This is a genomic window from Enterobacter sp. MF024 (genome assembly GCF_005843915.1).
GTDB lineage: Bacteria > Pseudomonadota > Gammaproteobacteria > Enterobacterales > Enterobacteriaceae > Enterobacter > Enterobacter barmai.
Map to the genome: position 1 here is coordinate 92,657 of NZ_VCBB01000001.1, position 16,975 is coordinate 109,631.

The window sequence follows — 16,975 nt, forward strand, 5'->3', positions numbered from 1 at the left end:
CTTATGATCAGTTCTTTATGGATCGCGAAAACGGGTCTCGACGCGCAGCAAACCAATATGGACGTCATCGCCAACAACCTGGCGAACGTCAGCACCAACGGGTTTAAGCGCCAGCGTGCCGTTTTCGAAGATTTGCTTTATCAAACCATCCGCCAGCCAGGGGCGCAGTCGTCTGAACAGACCACGCTGCCTTCCGGCCTGCAGATCGGTACCGGTGTTCGCCCGGTGGCGACCGAGCGTCTGCACAGCCAGGGCAACCTGTCCCAGACCAACAACAGCAAAGACGTGGCGATCAAAGGCCAGGGCTTCTTCCAGGTTCAGCTCCCGGACGGCACCTCTGGCTACACCCGTGACGGCTCGTTCCAGGTCGATCAGAACGGCCAGCTGGTGACCGCAGGCGGTTTCCAGGTGCAACCGGCGATCACCATTCCGGCGAACGCCCTGAGCATCACCATCGGGCGTGACGGGATCGTGAGCGTGACCCAGCAGGGGCAGGCCGCGCCAGTGCAGGTCGGCCAGCTTAACCTGACCACCTTCATGAACGACACCGGTCTGGAAAGCATCGGTGAGAACCTGTACATCGAAACCCAGTCCTCCGGTGCGCCGAACGAGAGCACGCCGGGTCTGAACGGTTCAGGTCTGCTGTATCAGGGGTATGTGGAAACCTCAAACGTCAACGTCGCGGAAGAGCTGGTGAATATGATCCAGGTGCAACGCGCGTACGAAATTAACAGTAAAGCAGTGTCGACGACCGACCAGATGCTGCAGAAACTGACGCAACTCTAAGGTGCAGCCCGGTGCGGTTCGCGCCGCACCGGCTCCCTGTTTTCGAAGATGAAGGCAATGCAAAAACACGCGGCGATTCGTTATCCGATAGTGACTCTCCTGGCCGTTACCCTCAGCGGTTGCGCCTGGGTTCCGTCTCAACCGTTGGTGCAGGGTGCGACTTCCGCCCAACCCATTCCTGGCCCGACCCCGGTAGTGAATGGCTCAATTTTCCAGACCGCGCAGCCGATTAACTACGGTTATCAGCCGCTGTTTGAAGACCGTCGCCCACGTAATATCGGCGATACGCTGACCATCCAGCTGCAGGAAAACGTCAGCGCCAGTAAGAGCTCGTCGGCGAATGCCAGCCGCGACGGGAAAACCAATTTTGGCTTCGACACCGTGCCACGCTACCTCGAAGGCCTCTTCGGTAATGCGCGCGCCGATGCCGAGGCGTCTGGCGGCAACTCCTTTAACGGAAAAGGCGGCGCCAATGCCAGCAACACCTTTAGCGGCACCCTGACGGTCACCGTCGACCAGGTGCTGGCGAACGGCAATTTACATGTCGTGGGTGAAAAACAGATCGCCATCAACCAGGGCACTGAGTTCATTCGCTTCTCCGGTGTGGTTAACCCTCGCACCATCAGCGGCTCCAACACCGTACCGTCCACTCAGGTGGCCGATGCGCGCATTGAGTATGTCGGCAACGGCTACATTAACGAAGCGCAGAATATGGGCTGGTTGCAGCGCTTCTTCCTTAACCTCTCACCGATGTAATCGAGGTGACCTATGTTTAAATCCCTCTTCGGATTCCTGCTGGTGCTGGTGGCGACCTGTGCCCAGGCCGACCGTATTCGCGATCTCACAAGCGTACAGGGCGTGCGGGAAAACTCACTGATCGGTTACGGTCTGGTGGTGGGGCTGGACGGTACGGGTGACCAGACCACCCAGACGCCGTTCACCACCCAGAGCCTGAACAACATGCTCTCCCAGCTCGGCATCACCGTGCCGGCCGGAACCAACATGCAGCTGAAAAACGTGGCGGCGGTCATGGTCACCGCTTCCTTCCCGGCCTTCGCGCGCCAGGGGCAGACCATCGACGTGGTGGTCTCCTCCATGGGTAACGCGAAAAGCCTGCGTGGCGGTACCCTGCTGATGACCCCGCTGAAAGGGGTGGACAGCCAGGTCTATGCCCTGGCGCAGGGGAATATCCTCGTCGGCGGGGCGGGAGCCTCCGCAGGCGGCAGCAGCGTGCAGGTTAACCAGCTTAACGGCGGGCGTATTACTAACGGGGCCGTCATCGAGCGTGAGCTGCCGACCCAGTTCGGCACCGGCAACACCATCAACCTGCAGCTGAACCAGGATGACTTCACCATGGCGCAGCAGATAGCGGACACCATCAACCGCGGCCGCGGTTTTGGCAGCGCCACCGCGCTGGATGCCCGCACCGTGCAGATCCGCGTCTCCAGCGGCGGCAGCAACCAGGTACGTCTGCTGGCGGATATCCAGAATATGGAAGTGAACGTCACGCCGCAGGACGCCAAAGTGATCATCAACTCCCGTACCGGCTCGGTGGTGATGAACCGTGAGGTGACGCTGGACAGCTGTGCCGTGGCGCAGGGCAACCTCTCCGTTACCGTTAACCGCTCGGCGAACGTCAGCCAGCCGGATACGCCGTTTGGCGGCGGTGAAACGGTGGTTACGCCGCAGACCCAGATTGATTTACGCCAGAGCGGCGGCTCGCTGCAGAGCGTGCGCTCCAGCGCCAACCTGAACAACGTGGTCCGTGCCCTCAACGCCCTGGGCGCCACCCCGATGGATCTGATGTCGATTCTGCAGTCCATGCAGAGCGCGGGCTGTCTGCGCGCCAAACTGGAAATCATCTGATGCTGACCGATAGCAAACTGCTGAGCAGCGCGGCCTGGGATACCCAGTCGCTCAACGAACTGAAGTCCAAAGCGGGTAAAGATCCGGCGGGGAATATCCGTCCGGTGGCCCGCCAGGTCGAGGGAATGTTTGTCCAGATGATGCTGAAAAGCATGCGTGAAGCCCTGCCGAAAGACGGCATCTTCAGCAGCGACTCAACGCGTCTGTACACCAGCATGTATGACCAGCAGATTGCGCAGCAGATGACCGCCGGTAAAGGGCTCGGGCTTGCGGACGTGATCGTCAAGCAGATGGCGGCCGCCCAGGGCGTGCCGCCGGAAGATGCGCCGCAGCAGGTGCCGATGAAGTTCGATCTGGAAAAGGTGACCAGCTATCAAAATCAGGCCCTGACCCAGATGGTGCGTAAAGCGGTACCAAAGGCGCCTGAAAGTAACGATGAACCCCTCACCGGCGACAGCAAAGACTTCCTGGCGCAGCTCTCGCTGCCGGCGCGTCTTGCCAGCCAGCAGAGCGGGGTGCCGCATCACCTGATCCTCGCCCAGGCGGCGCTGGAGTCGGGCTGGGGGCAGCGTCAGATCCGCCGCGAGAACGGCGAGCCGAGCTTTAACATCTTCGGCGTCAAGGCGTCGGGAAGCTGGAAAGGGCCTACCACCGAGATCACCACCACCGAATATGAAAACGGCGAGGCGAAAAAGGTCAAAGCCAAATTCCGCGTGTACAGTTCGTATCTGGAGGCGCTTTCAGACTATGTCGGCCTGCTGAGTCGTAACCCGCGCTATGCGGCAGTGACCCAGGCCGCGACGGCAGAGCAGGGGGCGCAGGCGTTGCAGAATGCGGGCTACGCCACCGACCCGCAGTATGCCCGCAAGCTGACCAGCATGATTCAACAGCTGAAATCGATGGGTGAGAAAGTCAGCAAAGCCTACAGCAACGATATCGAAAATCTGTTCTGAAAGTTCTCAAGTCCGGCTGGAGACTGCCGATAATCTCCAGCAGGACTCGTGTCTGAAAGTATAAAAGGAACCCCCATGTCCAGTTTGATCAACAGCGCCATGAGTGGCCTCAGTGCGGCACAGGCTGCGCTGAATACCGCCAGTAATAACATTTCGAGCTACAACGTGACGGGCTATACCCGTCAGACGACGGTGCTGAGTGCCTCAAACAGCACGCTGACGGGCGGCGGTTGGGTTGGCAACGGCGTGTATGTCTCCGGGGTACAGCGCGAATATGATGCATTCATTACCAACCAGCTGCGCACCGCGCAGAACCAGAGCAGCGCCCTGACCACCCGCTACCAGCAGATGTCCAAAATCGACGACATTCTGTCTGGCAGCAGCAACAGCCTGGCCACCACCATGCAGGACTTCTTCAGCAGCCTGCAGACTCTGGTCAGCAACGCCGAAGATCCGGCTGCGCGCCAGACGGTGCTGGGCAAGGCCGATGGCCTGGTGAACCAGTTCAAGGTGAACGATCAGTATCTGCGCGATCAGGATAAGCAGATCAACACCGCGATCGGCACCAGCGTTGAGCAGATCAACAACTACGCCAAACAAATTGCCAACCTGAACGATCAGATTTCCCGTCTGACCGGCGTGGGCGCGGGCGCGTCCCCGAACAACCTGCTCGATCAGCGCGACCAGCTTGTGAGCGAGCTGAACCAGATCGTGGGCGTTGAAGTCTCCGTTCAGGACAGCGGCACCTATAACGTCTCCTTCGGTAACGGCTACAACCTGGTTCAGGGCAGCACCGCCAACCAGCTGGCGGCCGTGAAATCCAGCGCCGATCCGTCCCGTACCACCGTAGCCTTTGTTGACGGTACCTCGGGCCCGGTCGAGATCCCGGAAAAACTGCTTACCAGCGGTTCTCTGGGCGGCATGATGACCTTCCGCACCGAAGAGCTCGACGCGGCGCGCAATACCCTCAACCAGCTGGCGCTCTCCTTCGCTAACGCGATGAATACCCAGCATGAAAAGGGTTATGACGTAGAAGGCAAAGCCGGCGGTAAATTATTTGATATCGGCGCGCCAGCGGTGTTGGCCAACAGCAAAAATACCGGTACGGCTGCCGTGTCCGCGACGGTCGATATGGACAACTTTTCCAAAGTGCAGGCGACTGATTACAAAATGGAGTTTGATGGCTCCAACTGGAAAATCACCCGCCTTTCCGATAAAACGACGGTCACTGCCACCGATGACGGTAACGGAAATCTCTCCTTCGATGGCCTGAAGGTTAACGTATCCGGCGCGGCGAAAAACAAAGACAGCTTTACCATCAAGCCTGTTGCTAATGCCATCGTGAATATGGACGTGGCGATCAGCGAAGAGGGAAAACTGGCGCTGGCCTCTGACCCTGATGGCGGTGAAAGTGATAACCGCAACGGCCAGGCGCTGCTGGATCTGCAGAACAGCAAAGTGGTCGGCGGCAACAAAACCTTTAACGATGCCTATGCCTCGCTGGTCAGTACCGTCGGCAGCAAAACCGCGACGCTGAAAACCAGCAGCACTACCCAGGCAAACGTGACGACGCAGCTGAGCAACCAGCAGCAGTCGATCTCCGGCGTTAACCTCGACGAAGAGTACGGCAACCTGCAGCGCTACCAGCAGTACTACCTGGCCAATGCCCAGGTGCTGCAAACCGCCAGCACGCTCTTCGACGCGTTAATTAATATTCGCTAAGGCTGAGGTGAACGATGCGTATTAGCACCCAGATGATGTACCAGCAGAACATGCGCGGGATCACCGATTCCCAGAGCAAGTGGCTGAGTTACGGTGAGCAGATGTCCACCGGCAAACGCGTTAACCGTCCGTCTGACGACCCCATTGCCGCGTCGCAGGCGGTGGTGCTGTCGCAGGCCCAGGCGCAGAACAGCCAGTTTACGCTGGCCCGCTCTTTTGCCTCCCAGCGAGTAGGGCTGGAGGAGAGCGTTTTGGGTCAGGTGACCACGGCGCTGCAATCAGCGCAGGATAAAATTGTCTATGCCGGTAACGGCTCCCTGAGTGACAACGACCGTAGCTCCATTGCTACCGACCTGCAGGGTATCCGCGATCAGCTGGTGAACCTGGCAAACAGCACCGACGGTAACGGACGCTATATTTTCGCCGGTTATAAAACGGACGCTGCGGCTTTCGACCAGGCCACGGGTACCTATAACGGCGGTGACACGCCTATCCGGCAGCAGGTTGATTCCGCGCGTAACATGCAGATCAGCCATACCGGCAGTGAAGTGTTTGAATCCTTCACCAGTAATGCAGCGCCAGAGCCGGACGGCTCAACCCCGGAAACCAATCTGTTCAAGATCCTGGATAATGCGATTGCAGCCCTGAAAACGCCGGTCAGCGGCGATCAGGACAAGACGGATCAGCTGAATCTGGATATCGATAAGGCCAACCGCGGTCTGCGTAACTCCCTTGATAACGTGCTGACCGTGCGCGCTGACCTGGGGACTAAGCTGACCGAACTCGATGCACTGGATACGCTGGGCAGCGATCGTGCGTTAGGCCAGACCCAGCAAATGAGCGATCTTATTGACGTAGACTGGAACGCTGCAATTTCGTCCTACACCATGCAGCAGGCGGCGCTTCAGGCATCCTATAAAGCGTTCAGCGATATGCAGGGTATGTCGCTGTTCCAGATGAATAAATAACTGACTTGACCTTTAGAACATGGCTTGAAACTGGTTATGTTCTCTGTGCCCAATCCGTTTTGCGGATTGGGCATTTTTTTTCAGGAATTCTGCACGGCTGATGGGGTTGAGCGGACGTTCCCGGTCATACGAATAACCAGTGCCACACCGGCTGTCATCGTCGCCAGGGCAATCACGCCCGGCCAACCGGCCAGGGTATACAGCTGGCTACCCAGCGCTGAACCCAACGCCATGCCGATAAACACGCCGGTGAAGAGCAGGGCGTTCAGGCGACCACGCGCCTGCGGCTCGAGGCTGTAAACCAGGTTCTGGTGGGCCACCAGGCTTGACTGCAGACCGAGATCAAAGCCCACAGCGGCAACGGCAATCAGGATCAGCTGGCCATGTACGCCTAAAGCAGGCATTAAAAACATCAGGGCGAAGGAGACGGTCACCAGGGCGGCACCCAGTTGGGTGACTTTACCCGCACCCAGTTTATCCGCCAGACCACCCGCCAGCGGCGCAGCCAGAGCACCTGCGGCACCGGCAATACCGTATCCTCCGGCTACCGCGCTGCCAAGCCCATAATGTTCCATCAGCATGACCGCCAGGGTCGACCAGAAGGCGCTAAAGGCAATGGAGAGGAAACCCTGAGCCAGCGCCGCACGACGCAGTGCCGGATAGCGGCGCCACAGGTGCGCCATGGAACGCATTAGTTCCGGATAACGCAGGTTCGACGGCACCGCGAAACGGGGCAGAATGAACCACATCACGGCGGCGAGGATCGCAATGCTGCCCGCAGCCAGCTGATACATCACGCGCCAGCCAAAGGCTTCCCCTACCACGCCGCTCACCGTACGGGAGAGCAGGATCCCCAGCAACAGGCCGGTCATCACCGTACCGACGGTTTTGCCCTGTTTGCCCTGAGGCGCAAGAATTGCCGCAGCCGGGACGATATCCTGCGCCATGGTGGCGGTCATACCAATCAGCAGGCTGACCAGCAGCAGGGAGTGGATCTGCCCCGTCAGGCTACAGGCCAGAAGCAGCAGCGCCAGGGCGACGCTTTTCACCACTATCAGGGTGCGACGGTCGTAGCGATCGCCGAGCGGCAGCAGGAACAGGATCCCAAGTGCATAACCTGCCTGGGTGAGAGTTGGCACCATTCCCATCCCTTCAACGCTGAGATGCAAATCCGAGCCCATCAGCGGCAGCAGCGGCTGAGCATAATAGATGGCGGCGACGCTAAATCCTGCGCCGATGGCGAGGATAAAAATGACCCAGCGGCTGACGGCTGGGGTTAAGGAGCTGGTGTTCATATGCGATTCCTCATTTCGGGTGTGTCGCTATTCTTTATCAGCCCGCCTTGCGGTGGTAGCCAGCCCAGTGATAAAACACTTATACGTGTAACGTATAACCGTGACGATAATGAAACGTTCAGAACGTATAGACAGAGTAGAGTTAATGCGGACCTTTGTACGCATCGTCGAGACCGGCTCTCTTTCCGCTGCCGCCGTGCAGATGGCTACCAGCCAGGCCACAGTCAGCCGCCGACTGCAGTCGCTGGAGATGCTGCTCGGCGCGCGCCTGATCCTGCGAACAACCCATGCCATGAAGCTGACCGATGACGGCGAACGCTGCTATCAACATGCCCGGCGGGTGATCGACAGCTGGCATGCGCTGGAAGATGAAGTGGGGCAGACGGAAGATGAACCGGTGGGGGTGCTCCGGGTGAGGGCACCGCATGCCTTCGGTCAGGAGCAGTTGCTTGAGCCACTCACGCAGTTTTTGCTGCGTTATCCCCGGCTGAACGTGGAGTGGATGCTCAACGATCGCTCGGCTGATTTTTTAAGCGACAATATCGACTGCGCTATTCGGGTCGGGGCGGAGATCGACCCCGCCACGGTGTCGGTGCTGCTGGCCGAGGTGCCGCGCTGCATCGTGGCATCCCCGGAATTGCTTGCACGCTTTACCCCTGTGGAGAAGCCCGAAGATCTCTCCGCGCTGCCCTGGGTGGCCCTCAATACGTTTTATCGTCAGCATGTAGAGTTGTTCAGCGCGGGGACATCACAACCGCTGCGGGTGGCTATCTCGCCGCGATTAAGTACCGACAGCCTGTACGTGGCGCGTAAAAGCGCACTCACCGGGCTGGGCGTTGCTGTGGTCTCGAGCTGGACGGTCGAAGCGGATATCCGCGAGGGCAGGCTGGTGCATCTCCTGCCGGACTGGCAGCCGGCCGCGCTGCCGGTTCATCTGGTCTACCCGTGGTCACGCTATTATCCGGCGCGACTGCGTCGTTTTCTGGAGATGATGAGAGAGGTGATGCCTGAAATTGCGGGAATGCGCAGGCCTGAGCAGATGCAATAAAAAAGCCGACCCGAAGGTCGGCTTTTAAGCTTAAGCGGGCTTATTCAGCCGGCTGTGGGCGCGTGGCTGGCGCAGTGGCCTGATGCGTAGCACTATGACCGCCTGCAGAGCCTTTACCGTCAAACTCAAATGCCGGACGTACCCAGTCGCTGTGACGCGGTGCTTCCGCAACATATTCCGGTGCCGGAGCACGGGTCATTGGAGCGGTAGCGTGATGCGCTTTAGCGTGAACCTGCGCGGCTGGCGCCGGTTTCACCTCAGGTTCTGGTTTCACTTCTGGCGCTTTTACTTCCGCGACTTCGGTGACTTCAGGTTCCACTTCAGCAACCTCAACCGGTTCAACATCGATTTCGATTTCAGGTTGAACTTCAGTTTCCACTTCAACTTCCACGACCGGCTGTGGTTCGGCTGCAACCTCGATGGTTTCAGCCGGTTCAGCAGCGGCAGCTTCTTCCACAACCTGCTCTGCGACAACCGCGTCTTCAGGGGTGACGATCTGCGGTTGTTCAGTCACAGGCGCAGCAATCACTTCCGGATGTGACGTTTCAACTTCAGCAACCTGCGGCTCAGGGATCGCAACGGCAGCGGCCTCAGTAATCGCCTCAACGGCGGCTGGCGCAACAGGGGCTACCGTTTCTGCAGCAACGTTCTGCTCTTCAAACTGTGGCTCCTGAGGACGGGCAACCGGATAACGGATCCAGGCTTTACCTGATGCCATCTCTGGTGACGCACAGGCAATAGCCAGCGGCATTGGAGACTGCAGCGGATAACGCTCGTCACGATAACGGCGACGACGCTGACCGCTCACGCGCAGGTGACGCGGGGAGCGACGTGAACGACGCGGCATGCCGGCGTTTTCACGGCCTTCGACGTTCTCTTCCTGCTCAGGTGCGTTTTCGATAACGGCAGGCAGGTCAACTTTTGCCAGTTCGGTGCTCTGGGCTGGTTCAGCCTGAGGTGCGACCGCTTCAACCGCTGCCTCTTCAGTCTGAGACTCGAAGCGCACTTTCTGGTTCAGCTGACGCTGCTTACGGCGTGGCATGACCTGAACGCGTTCTTCCTGCTCAGCATCCTGCACGGTCTCTTCTTCGCGATTCAGCGCTTTGACTTCCTGCTGGGCCTGGCGCTTGTCATCATTACGACGACGGTTACGCTCACGGCGCGGCTGCTGCTCATCACGCTGTCTGCCTTTATCAGACTCTTCGCTGACCGGCTGGCGAATTTCACGATCTTCCGCGTTCTGCTGCGGCTTCTCACGGCGGTTGCGACGGTTGTCGTCACGCCCTTCACGGCGCTCACGACCCTCACGGTTGTCGCGATTATCGCGATTGTCACGACCTTCGTTGCTGTCTGAACGGTTATCGCGGCGCTCGGTGCGGTCTCGACGGTTGTTCTGACGTTTACGACGATCCGGTGAACGCTCCTGTTTCTCTTCTTTCTTCTCAACAGGCGCCGGGGCTGGCTGCGGCTCTTCGCCTGCAAACATTTTTTTCAGCGCGCTGAAGAAGCGGCTCAGCAGGCCTGGCTGCTCAGTCGGCTGGCTGGCTTCTGCCGCCGGTTTGGCTGCAGCAGGCTTAGCCGCAACGGTCTCCTGCGCTGGCGCAGGTGGCGCTTCAGGCATCACGAATGCCGCAAGAGCAGGTTGCTCAGGCAGCTTACGCTCTGAGTACTCTTCCTCAGACGGCAGCGCCATCTCTTCTTCATGCAGCTTCGGCAGCATGTAGCTCAGGGTGGACGTCTCTTCACCTTTGCGCACGCGCAGCACGGAATAGTGCGGGGTTTGCATCTGGTCGTTAGGGACGATCACGCAGCGTACGCCGCTCAGACGGGATTCGATTGCGCTTACCGCTGCACGTTTTTCGTTCAGCAGGTAGGAGGCAACCGGCACAGGCACAATGGCGTGAACTTCTTTGGTGTTCTCTTTCAGCGCTTCTTCTTCGATGAGACGCAGGATAGAGAGCGCCAGCGATTCGTTGTCACGCACGGTACCGGTGCCGCTACAGCGTGGGCAGACGTGATGGCTGGATTCGCCGAGCGACGGGCTCAGACGCTGACGGGACATCTCCAGCAGGCCAAAACGGGAGATATGGCTGATCTGGATACGCGCACGATCCTGACGCACCGCTTCACGCAGGCGGTTTTCCACCGCGCGCTGGTGACGTACTGGCGTCATGTCGATGAAGTCGATAACGATCAGGCCGCCGAGGTCACGCAGGCGCAGCTGACGCGCAATCTCATCTGCCGCTTCCAGGTTGGTGTTGAACGCCGTCTCTTCGATATCGCCGCCGCGGGTTGCACGTGCGGAGTTGATATCGATGGCGGTCAGCGCTTCGGTGCTGTCGATAACGATAGAGCCGCCGGATGGCAGACGGACTTCACGCTGGAAGGCGGATTCAATCTGCGATTCGATCTGGTAGTGGCTGAACAGCGGGATCTCACCGGTGTACAGTTTGATTTTGCTGGTGAAATCCGGACGACCCAGGGCTGCGATGTGCTGGCGAGCCAGCTCAAGCACTTTAGGATTATCAATCAGAATTTCGCCGATGTCCTGACGCAGATAGTCGCGGAAGGCACGTACAATAACGTTACTTTCCTGGTGGATCAGGAACGGAGCAGGGCGACTTTCAGCGGCTTTCTGGATCGCTTCCCAGTGCTTCAGGCGGAAGCCCAGGTCCCACTGCAGGGCTTCGGCAGATTTGCCAACGCCTGCGGTACGGACAATCAGGCCCATGCCGTCCGGCAGCTCAAGGCTTGCCAGCGCTTCTTTCAGCTCGGTACGGTCGTCGCCTTCGATACGGCGAGAGATACCACCCGCGCGCGGGTTGTTAGGCATCAGAACGAGGTAGCTGCCTGCCAGGCTGATAAAGGTTGTTAGTGCCGCGCCTTTGTTGCCGCGCTCTTCTTTATCAATCTGGACAATAACTTCCTGACCTTCACGCAGAACATCTTTGATGTTTGGACGGCCATGGGCGTTATAGTTGGAAGGGAAGTACTCGCGAGCGATCTCTTTCAGCGGGAGGAAACCATGACGCTCGGCACCGTAATCGACAAATGCGGCTTCAAGGCTGGGTTCAATGCGGGTGATTTTGCCTTTGTAAATGTTCGCTTTTTTCTGTTCGTGTCCAGGACTTTCGATATCCAGATCGTACAGACGCTGCCCATCCACAAGGGCGACACGCAACTCTTCTTGCTGAGTTGCGTTGATTAACATTCTTTTCATCGTAACTTACTCATTATTCTTACATTGACGACTAAGCTGCGGGCAAGGTGACGCTTTCCGGGGTATGAACCGATGGCCTCGTGTCTATTCACGTCGCCAACCTCACGGTTGTCGCTCGCTTAAGAGGCGCAAAGTGTCGGTTGCCTGTATTTCATACGGAAATACAGCGCGATTATCAGGGGAATAGCCTGGGTAAAACTCTCCAGAGAAGATTCCATTTACCGGTAAGTACTGCAACCCGCAGCCCGCTAACTGTCTGAAAGATCAATACGTCTTACGCCATTGCTGCGTGGATGATCGGTCAGACAAAATTGGTCATTCCGTCGATATCCTTACAAAACCCGGATTTAACGCGGAAAACAGCAGCATTATTCCATTGCTAACCGGGTTATAGCAAGATGACTTTTACCAATTATCACCCGGTTACTCACAGTTTTTTCACTTCTCTGACGTGATTGGTTTAATAACCATCAAATCGATTGCGTGAATGAAACACCGTCCGGGTAAAGGTAAATATAAGCACAGAAAAATGAGTGGCGCTATTGGCTGCCGATAATTAGAATCGCCCCCCATGAAAACAGAGACTCCAGCCGTAAAAATGGTTGCCATTACCGATGATGAAGCGGGGCAACGCATCGACAACTTTTTGCGCACCCAATTGAAGGGCGTGCCGAAGAGTATGATTTATCGCATCCTGCGTAAGGGTGAAGTGCGTGTGAATAAGAAGCGCATCAAACCTGAATACAAACTTGAAGCGGGTGATGAAGTACGCATTCCACCTGTTCGCGTCGCCGAGCGGGAAGAAGAGGCGGTATCGCCGCATCTGAATAAAGTTGCTGCGCTTGCGGATGTGATTTTATATGAAGACGATCATATCCTGGTGCTCAACAAACCGTCCGGTACCGCAGTACACGGCGGCAGCGGACTGAGCTTCGGCGTCATTGAAGGCCTGCGCGCGCTGCGTCCGGAAGCCCGCTTCCTTGAGCTGGTTCATCGCCTTGACCGCGACACCTCTGGCGTACTGCTGGTGGCGAAAAAGCGTTCGGCGCTGCGTTCGCTGCATGAACAGCTGCGTGAGAAAGGGATGCAGAAGGATTACCTCGCGCTGGTGCGCGGCCAGTGGCAATCCCATGTCAAAGTAGTGCAGGCACCGCTGCTGAAAAACATTCTGCAGAGCGGCGAGCGAATTGTCCGCGTGAGCCAGGAAGGCAAGCCGTCAGAAACACGCTTCAAAGTTGAAGAGCGTTATGAATTCGCCACCCTGGTACGCTGCAGCCCGGTCACCGGTCGTACCCATCAGATCCGTGTTCATACTCTGCACGCGGGTCATCCTATCGCTTTCGACGATCGCTATGGCGACCGGGAATTTGATAAGCAGCTGGCCGGTACGGGGTTATCTCGCCTGTTCCTGCATGCCGCCGCGCTGAAGTTTACCCATCCGGGTACCGGCGAGGTAATACGTATCGAAGCCCCGATGGACGAGCAGCTGAAACGCTGTCTTAAAGTTCTGCGTGGTTGATTGCCCGGCGGCGCTGCGCTTACCCGGCCTACGGTTTTGTAGGCCGGGTAAGCGCAGCGCCACCCGGCGTAAATTACGCTATCAACGGGTTGCAGTGCTCGCGACGCAGCATCTGACACAGCGCAATCAGCGGTAATCCCACCAGCGTGTTCGGGTCACGCCCGTCCAGCCTGTCGAATAACGCAATCCCCAGTCCTTCGCTCTTAAAGCTGCCCGCGCAGTTTAACGGACGCTCTTTGCGGACGTAATCTTCAATCTCCTGTTCACTAAGATGGCGGAAATGAACATCAAAGGGCTCGCATTCCGTCTGCAGATGGCCCGTAGCGCTGTTATAGAGGGCGAGGCCAGTATAGAAGGTCACAATATTGCCGCGTGCTTTCAGCAGCTGCTGACGCGCATTCTCTTCGGTGTGCGGTTTTCCGGTGATAATCCCATCAAGGACGCAAACCTGATCGGAACCTATAATAAGATGGTCAGGAAATCGCGCTGCCAGGCTTTTCGCTTTTTCCTGCGCCAGACGTACCACCAGATGCCGTGGCGATTCACCGGGTTGTGGGCTTTCATCCACGTCCGGCGCGGCGCATTCAAAGGGTACGCCAAGTTTTTCCAGCAGCATGCGGCGGTAGGGCGAAGTCGAGGCGAGGATCAGATTTGGCATATTTTTTTCACCAGATATAGCGTATCGATGCCAGCCATTTTAAACTACGGGCCGCAATGTGTGCGAATAATTGGCAAAAGGCAGCCTGAGGTTGCCTTTTTCTTTGACTCTATGACGTTACAAAGTTAATATGCGCGCCCTATGCAAAAGGTAAAATTACCCCTGACTCTTGATCCGGTTCGTACGGCTCAAAAACGCCTTGATTACGAAGGTATCTATACTCGTGATCAGGCTGAGCGTATCGCCGAATCCGTAGTCAGTGTGGACAGTGATGTGGAATGCTCCATGTCGTTCGAAATCGATCCCCAGCGCCTTGCCGTTATCACCGGTGATGCAAAGGTGTCGGTCACGCTCGAGTGTCAGCGTTGCGGGAAACCGTTCCCACTTCATGTTCACACAACATATTGTTTTAGTCCGGTTCGTTCAGACGAACAGGCTGAAGCACTCCCGGAAGCGTATGAGCCGATTGAGGTTAACGAATTCGGTGAAATCGATCTGCTGGCGCTGGTTGAAGATGAAATCATCCTCACCTTGCCTGTAGTTCCGGTGCATGATTCTGAACACTGTGAAGTGTCCGAGGCGGACATGGTCTTTGGGGAACTGCCTGATGAAGCGCAAAAACCAAACCCATTTGCCGTATTAGCCAGCTTAAAGCGTAAGTAATTAAGGAGTAAGGTCCATGGCCGTACAACAGAATAAACCAACCCGTTCCAAACGTGGCATGCGTCGTTCCCATGACGCGCTGACTGCAGTTACCAGCCTGTCTGTAGACAAGACTTCTGGTGAGAAACACCTGCGTCACCACATCACTGCTGACGGTTTCTACCGCGGCCGCAAGGTTATCACTAAGTAATCACGCGTTTGCGTGATTAGGCTTAGTGAGGGTTTCCCCGTGCAAGCGGGGATATACCGAACCAGGCTGCGACGATACCTTGACACGTCTAACCCTGGCGTTAGATGTCATGGGGGGAGATTTTGGCCCTTCCGTGACAGTGCCTGCAGCATTGCAGGCACTGAACTCTAATTCGCAACTCACTCTCCTTTTAGTCGGCAATCCCGACGCTATCACGCCATTACTCGCAAAAGCTGACTTCGAACAACGTTCGCGTCTGCAGATCATTCCTGCGCAGTCAGTTATTGCCAGTGATGTCCGTGCCTCACAGGCGATCCGCAGCAGTCGCGGAAGCTCGATGCGCATTGCGCTGGAGCTGGTAAAAGAAGGACGCGCGCAGGCGTGCGTCAGCGCCGGAAATACCGGCGCGCTGATGGGGCTGGCAAAATTACTGCTCAAACCGATTGATGGTATTGAGCGCCCGGCGCTGGTGACGGTTCTGCCGCATCAGCAAAAGGGCAAAACGGTGGTGCTGGATTTAGGCGCTAACGTTGACTGCGACAGTGTTATGCTCGCGCAGTTTGCCGTTATGGGCTCGGTGCTGGCAGAAGAGGTCGTCGGGATTTCGCATCCCCGCGTTGCCTTGCTGAATATTGGCGAGGAAGAGACTAAAGGTCTCGACAGCATCCGCGAGGCGTCCGAGAGGCTAAAAAATGAGCCATCCATAAACTATATTGGATATCTCGAAGCCAACGAATTATTGACCGGAAAAACGGATGTCCTGGTGTGTGACGGGTTTACTGGAAACGTTACATTAAAAACCATGGAAGGGGTGGTGAGAATGTTTCTTTCTCTGCTTAAATCGCAGGGAGAGGGTAAAAAACGGTCATGGTGGCTGATTATATTGAAGCGTTGGTTACAAAAGAGCCTGGCGCGGCGATTCAGTCACCTCAACCCCGACCAGTATAATGGCGCCTGTCTGTTAGGATTGCGCGGCATTGTGATTAAGAGTCACGGTGCGGCCAATCAGCGAGCCTTTACCGTCGCGATTGAACAGGCAGTGCAGGCGGTGCAGCGACAAGTCCCACAGCGGATTGCCGCTCGCCTGGGATCTGTATTAGCAAAAAGTGACTGAGCGTACATGTATACGAAGATTTTAGGTACCGGCAGCTATCTGCCAAAGCAAGTGCGAACCAACGCCGATCTGGAAAAAATGGTCGATACCTCTGACGAGTGGATCGTCACACGTACAGGTATCCGCGAACGTCGTATTGCCGCGCCAGATGAAACAGTTTCCACCATGGGCTATGAAGCCGCCCAGCGCGCGCTGGAGATGGCGGGTGTCGATAAAGATGACATCGGCCTGATTATCGTTGCGACCACCTCAGCCACGCATGCTTTTCCAAGCGCGGCGTGCCAGGTTCAGAACATGCTGGGGATCAAAGGCTGCCCGGCGTTTGACGTTGCCGCTGCGTGCGCAGGCTTTACCTATGCGCTGAGCATTGCCGATCAATACGTGAAATCCGGTGCCGTGAAGCACGCGCTGGTTATCGGTGCTGACGTGCTGGCTCGCACCTGCGATCCAAACGATCGCGGGACGATCATTATTTTTGGTGATGGCGCGGGTGCGGTCCTGTTAGGACAATCTGAAGAGCCGGGCATCATCTCCACGCATCTCCACGCGGACGGCCGCTACGGTGAGCTGTTAACGCTGCCAAACGCGGATCGTGTTAACCCGGACAGCTCTATTTACCTGACCATGGCCGGTAACGAAGTCTTTAAAGTGGCTGTGACCGAGTTGGCGCACATTGTTGACGAGACGCTGGAAGCCAATAATCTGGAGCGCTCCGCTCTCGACTGGCTGGTGCCGCATCAGGCTAACCTGCGCATTATCAGCGCCACAGCTAAAAAGCTCGGCATGTCTATGGATAACGTTGTGGTGACGCTCGATCGTCATGGCAATACGTCTGCAGCATCAGTACCGTGCGCGTTTGACGAAGCGGTGCGCGATGGACGAATTCAACGAGGCCAACTGGTCTTGCTCGAAGCCTTCGGTGGCGGTTTCACCTGGGGCTCTGCGCTGGTTCGTTTCTAGAAAAAGGATAAAA

Annotated in this window: 15 protein-coding genes; 12 read left to right on the plus strand and 3 right to left on the minus strand. The window is 57.1% G+C overall.

Annotation, left to right across the window (positions count from 1 at the left end; translation table 11 throughout):
- Nucleotides 1-3: 3 nt before the first annotated feature.
- The 6 genes from flgG to flgL all read left to right on the plus strand — a co-directional run bounded on the left by flgG (nt 4) and on the right by flgL (nt 6,295).
- Nucleotides 4-786, plus strand: coding sequence for a flagellar basal-body rod protein FlgG (gene flgG, locus FFB58_RS00525; protein WP_039028916.1), 783 nt, complete (start codon nt 4-6; stop codon nt 784-786).
- A gap of 57 nt (nt 787-843) precedes the next feature.
- Nucleotides 844-1,542, plus strand: a complete 699-nt coding sequence (gene flgH, locus FFB58_RS00530; protein ID WP_039028917.1) for a flagellar basal body L-ring protein FlgH — start codon at nt 844-846, stop codon at nt 1,540-1,542.
- A 12-nt stretch (nt 1,543-1,554) separates the two neighbouring features.
- Nucleotides 1,555-2,652: a flagellar basal body P-ring protein FlgI gene (locus tag FFB58_RS00535; RefSeq protein WP_138368630.1), complete on the plus strand. Its 1,098-nt coding sequence runs from the start codon at nt 1,555-1,557 to the stop codon at nt 2,650-2,652.
- Nucleotides 2,652-3,605, plus strand: a complete 954-nt coding sequence (flgJ, locus tag FFB58_RS00540; RefSeq protein ID WP_039028919.1) for a flagellar assembly peptidoglycan hydrolase FlgJ — start codon at nt 2,652-2,654, stop codon at nt 3,603-3,605. The genes FFB58_RS00535 and flgJ overlap by 1 nt, the downstream gene beginning before the upstream one ends.
- 75 nt (nt 3,606-3,680) lie before the next feature.
- Nucleotides 3,681-5,327, plus strand: coding sequence for a flagellar hook-associated protein FlgK (flgK, locus tag FFB58_RS00545; protein WP_138368631.1), 1,647 nt, complete (start codon nt 3,681-3,683; stop codon nt 5,325-5,327).
- A 14-nt stretch (nt 5,328-5,341) separates the two neighbouring features.
- Nucleotides 5,342-6,295, plus strand: coding sequence for a flagellar hook-associated protein FlgL (gene flgL, locus FFB58_RS00550; RefSeq protein ID WP_039028921.1), 954 nt, complete (start codon nt 5,342-5,344; stop codon nt 6,293-6,295).
- An 80-nt stretch (nt 6,296-6,375) separates the two neighbouring features.
- Here the strand turns inward: flgL and FFB58_RS00555 are convergent, their stop codons facing one another.
- The gene (locus tag FFB58_RS00555) at nt 6,376-7,590 is read right to left on the minus strand and encodes an MFS transporter (protein ID WP_138368632.1); all 1,215 of its coding nucleotides are present in this window, start codon (nt 7,588-7,590) and stop codon (nt 6,376-6,378) included.
- A 109-nt stretch (nt 7,591-7,699) separates the two neighbouring features.
- On the opposite strand from FFB58_RS00555, the gene FFB58_RS00560 reads away from it, so the two are divergent.
- Nucleotides 7,700-8,638 (plus strand): LysR family transcriptional regulator, encoded by a 939-nt coding sequence (locus tag FFB58_RS00560; protein ID WP_138368633.1) that lies wholly within the window; start codon nt 7,700-7,702, stop codon nt 8,636-8,638.
- A 40-nt stretch (nt 8,639-8,678) separates the two neighbouring features.
- Here the strand turns inward: FFB58_RS00560 and rne are convergent, their stop codons facing one another.
- The gene (rne, locus tag FFB58_RS00565; RefSeq protein ID WP_138368634.1) at nt 8,679-11,858 is read right to left on the minus strand and encodes a ribonuclease E; all 3,180 of its coding nucleotides are present in this window, start codon (nt 11,856-11,858) and stop codon (nt 8,679-8,681) included.
- A 571-nt stretch (nt 11,859-12,429) separates the two neighbouring features.
- On the opposite strand from rne, the gene rluC reads away from it, so the two are divergent.
- Entirely contained in the window at nt 12,430-13,377 is a 948-nt protein-coding gene (gene rluC / locus FFB58_RS00570) for a 23S rRNA pseudouridine(955/2504/2580) synthase RluC (RefSeq protein ID WP_039028925.1), read from the plus strand.
- Between the two features lie 73 nt (nt 13,378-13,450).
- On the opposite strand, the gene FFB58_RS00575 is transcribed toward rluC, so the two are convergent.
- Nucleotides 13,451-14,035 (minus strand): nucleoside triphosphate pyrophosphatase, encoded by a 585-nt coding sequence (locus FFB58_RS00575; protein ID WP_138368635.1) that lies wholly within the window; start codon nt 14,033-14,035, stop codon nt 13,451-13,453.
- A 141-nt stretch (nt 14,036-14,176) separates the two neighbouring features.
- Here FFB58_RS00575 and yceD point away from each other — a divergent pair, with 141 nt between their 5' ends.
- From yceD to FFB58_RS00595, 4 genes are all read left to right on the plus strand, one after another.
- The gene (gene yceD, locus FFB58_RS00580) at nt 14,177-14,698 is read left to right on the plus strand and encodes a 23S rRNA accumulation protein YceD (RefSeq protein WP_032617547.1); all 522 of its coding nucleotides are present in this window, start codon (nt 14,177-14,179) and stop codon (nt 14,696-14,698) included.
- 16 nt (nt 14,699-14,714) lie between these two features.
- Nucleotides 14,715-14,888 (plus strand): 50S ribosomal protein L32, encoded by a 174-nt coding sequence (gene rpmF / locus FFB58_RS00585; protein ID WP_003857964.1) that lies wholly within the window; start codon nt 14,715-14,717, stop codon nt 14,886-14,888.
- A 79-nt stretch (nt 14,889-14,967) separates the two neighbouring features.
- On the plus strand, nt 14,968-16,002 hold the full coding sequence (gene plsX, locus FFB58_RS00590) for a phosphate acyltransferase PlsX (RefSeq protein WP_205735732.1): 1,035 nt from the start codon (nt 14,968-14,970) through the stop codon (nt 16,000-16,002).
- Between the two features lie 6 nt (nt 16,003-16,008).
- Complete coding sequence (locus FFB58_RS00595; RefSeq protein WP_039028928.1) at nt 16,009-16,962, plus strand: beta-ketoacyl-ACP synthase III; 954 nt, start codon at nt 16,009-16,011, stop codon at nt 16,960-16,962.
- The last annotated feature ends 13 nt before the right edge of the window (nt 16,963-16,975 follow it).

Bases quoted from the DNA above. Each gene is read 5' to 3' on its own strand.
- flgG (WP_039028916.1), top strand. From the start codon at position 4: ATGATCAGTTCTTTATGGATCGCGAAAACGGGTCTCGACGCGCAGCAA.
- flgH (WP_039028917.1), top strand. From the start codon at position 844: ATGCAAAAACACGCGGCGATTCGTTATCCGATAGTGACTCTCCTGGCC.
- FFB58_RS00535 (WP_138368630.1), top strand. From the start codon at position 1,555: ATGTTTAAATCCCTCTTCGGATTCCTGCTGGTGCTGGTGGCGACCTGT.
- flgJ (WP_039028919.1), top strand. From the start codon at position 2,652: ATGCTGACCGATAGCAAACTGCTGAGCAGCGCGGCCTGGGATACCCAG.
- flgK (WP_138368631.1), top strand. From the start codon at position 3,681: ATGTCCAGTTTGATCAACAGCGCCATGAGTGGCCTCAGTGCGGCACAG.
- flgL (WP_039028921.1), top strand. From the start codon at position 5,342: ATGCGTATTAGCACCCAGATGATGTACCAGCAGAACATGCGCGGGATC.
- FFB58_RS00555 (WP_138368632.1), bottom strand. From the start codon at position 7,590: ATGAACACCAGCTCCTTAACCCCAGCCGTCAGCCGCTGGGTCATTTTT.
- FFB58_RS00560 (WP_138368633.1), top strand. From the start codon at position 7,700: ATGAAACGTTCAGAACGTATAGACAGAGTAGAGTTAATGCGGACCTTT.
- rne (WP_138368634.1), bottom strand. From the start codon at position 11,858: ATGAAAAGAATGTTAATCAACGCAACTCAGCAAGAAGAGTTGCGTGTC.
- rluC (WP_039028925.1), top strand. From the start codon at position 12,430: ATGAAAACAGAGACTCCAGCCGTAAAAATGGTTGCCATTACCGATGAT.
- FFB58_RS00575 (WP_138368635.1), bottom strand. From the start codon at position 14,035: ATGCCAAATCTGATCCTCGCCTCGACTTCGCCCTACCGCCGCATGCTG.
- yceD (WP_032617547.1), top strand. From the start codon at position 14,177: ATGCAAAAGGTAAAATTACCCCTGACTCTTGATCCGGTTCGTACGGCT.
- rpmF (WP_003857964.1), top strand. From the start codon at position 14,715: ATGGCCGTACAACAGAATAAACCAACCCGTTCCAAACGTGGCATGCGT.
- FFB58_RS00595 (WP_039028928.1), top strand. From the start codon at position 16,009: ATGTATACGAAGATTTTAGGTACCGGCAGCTATCTGCCAAAGCAAGTG.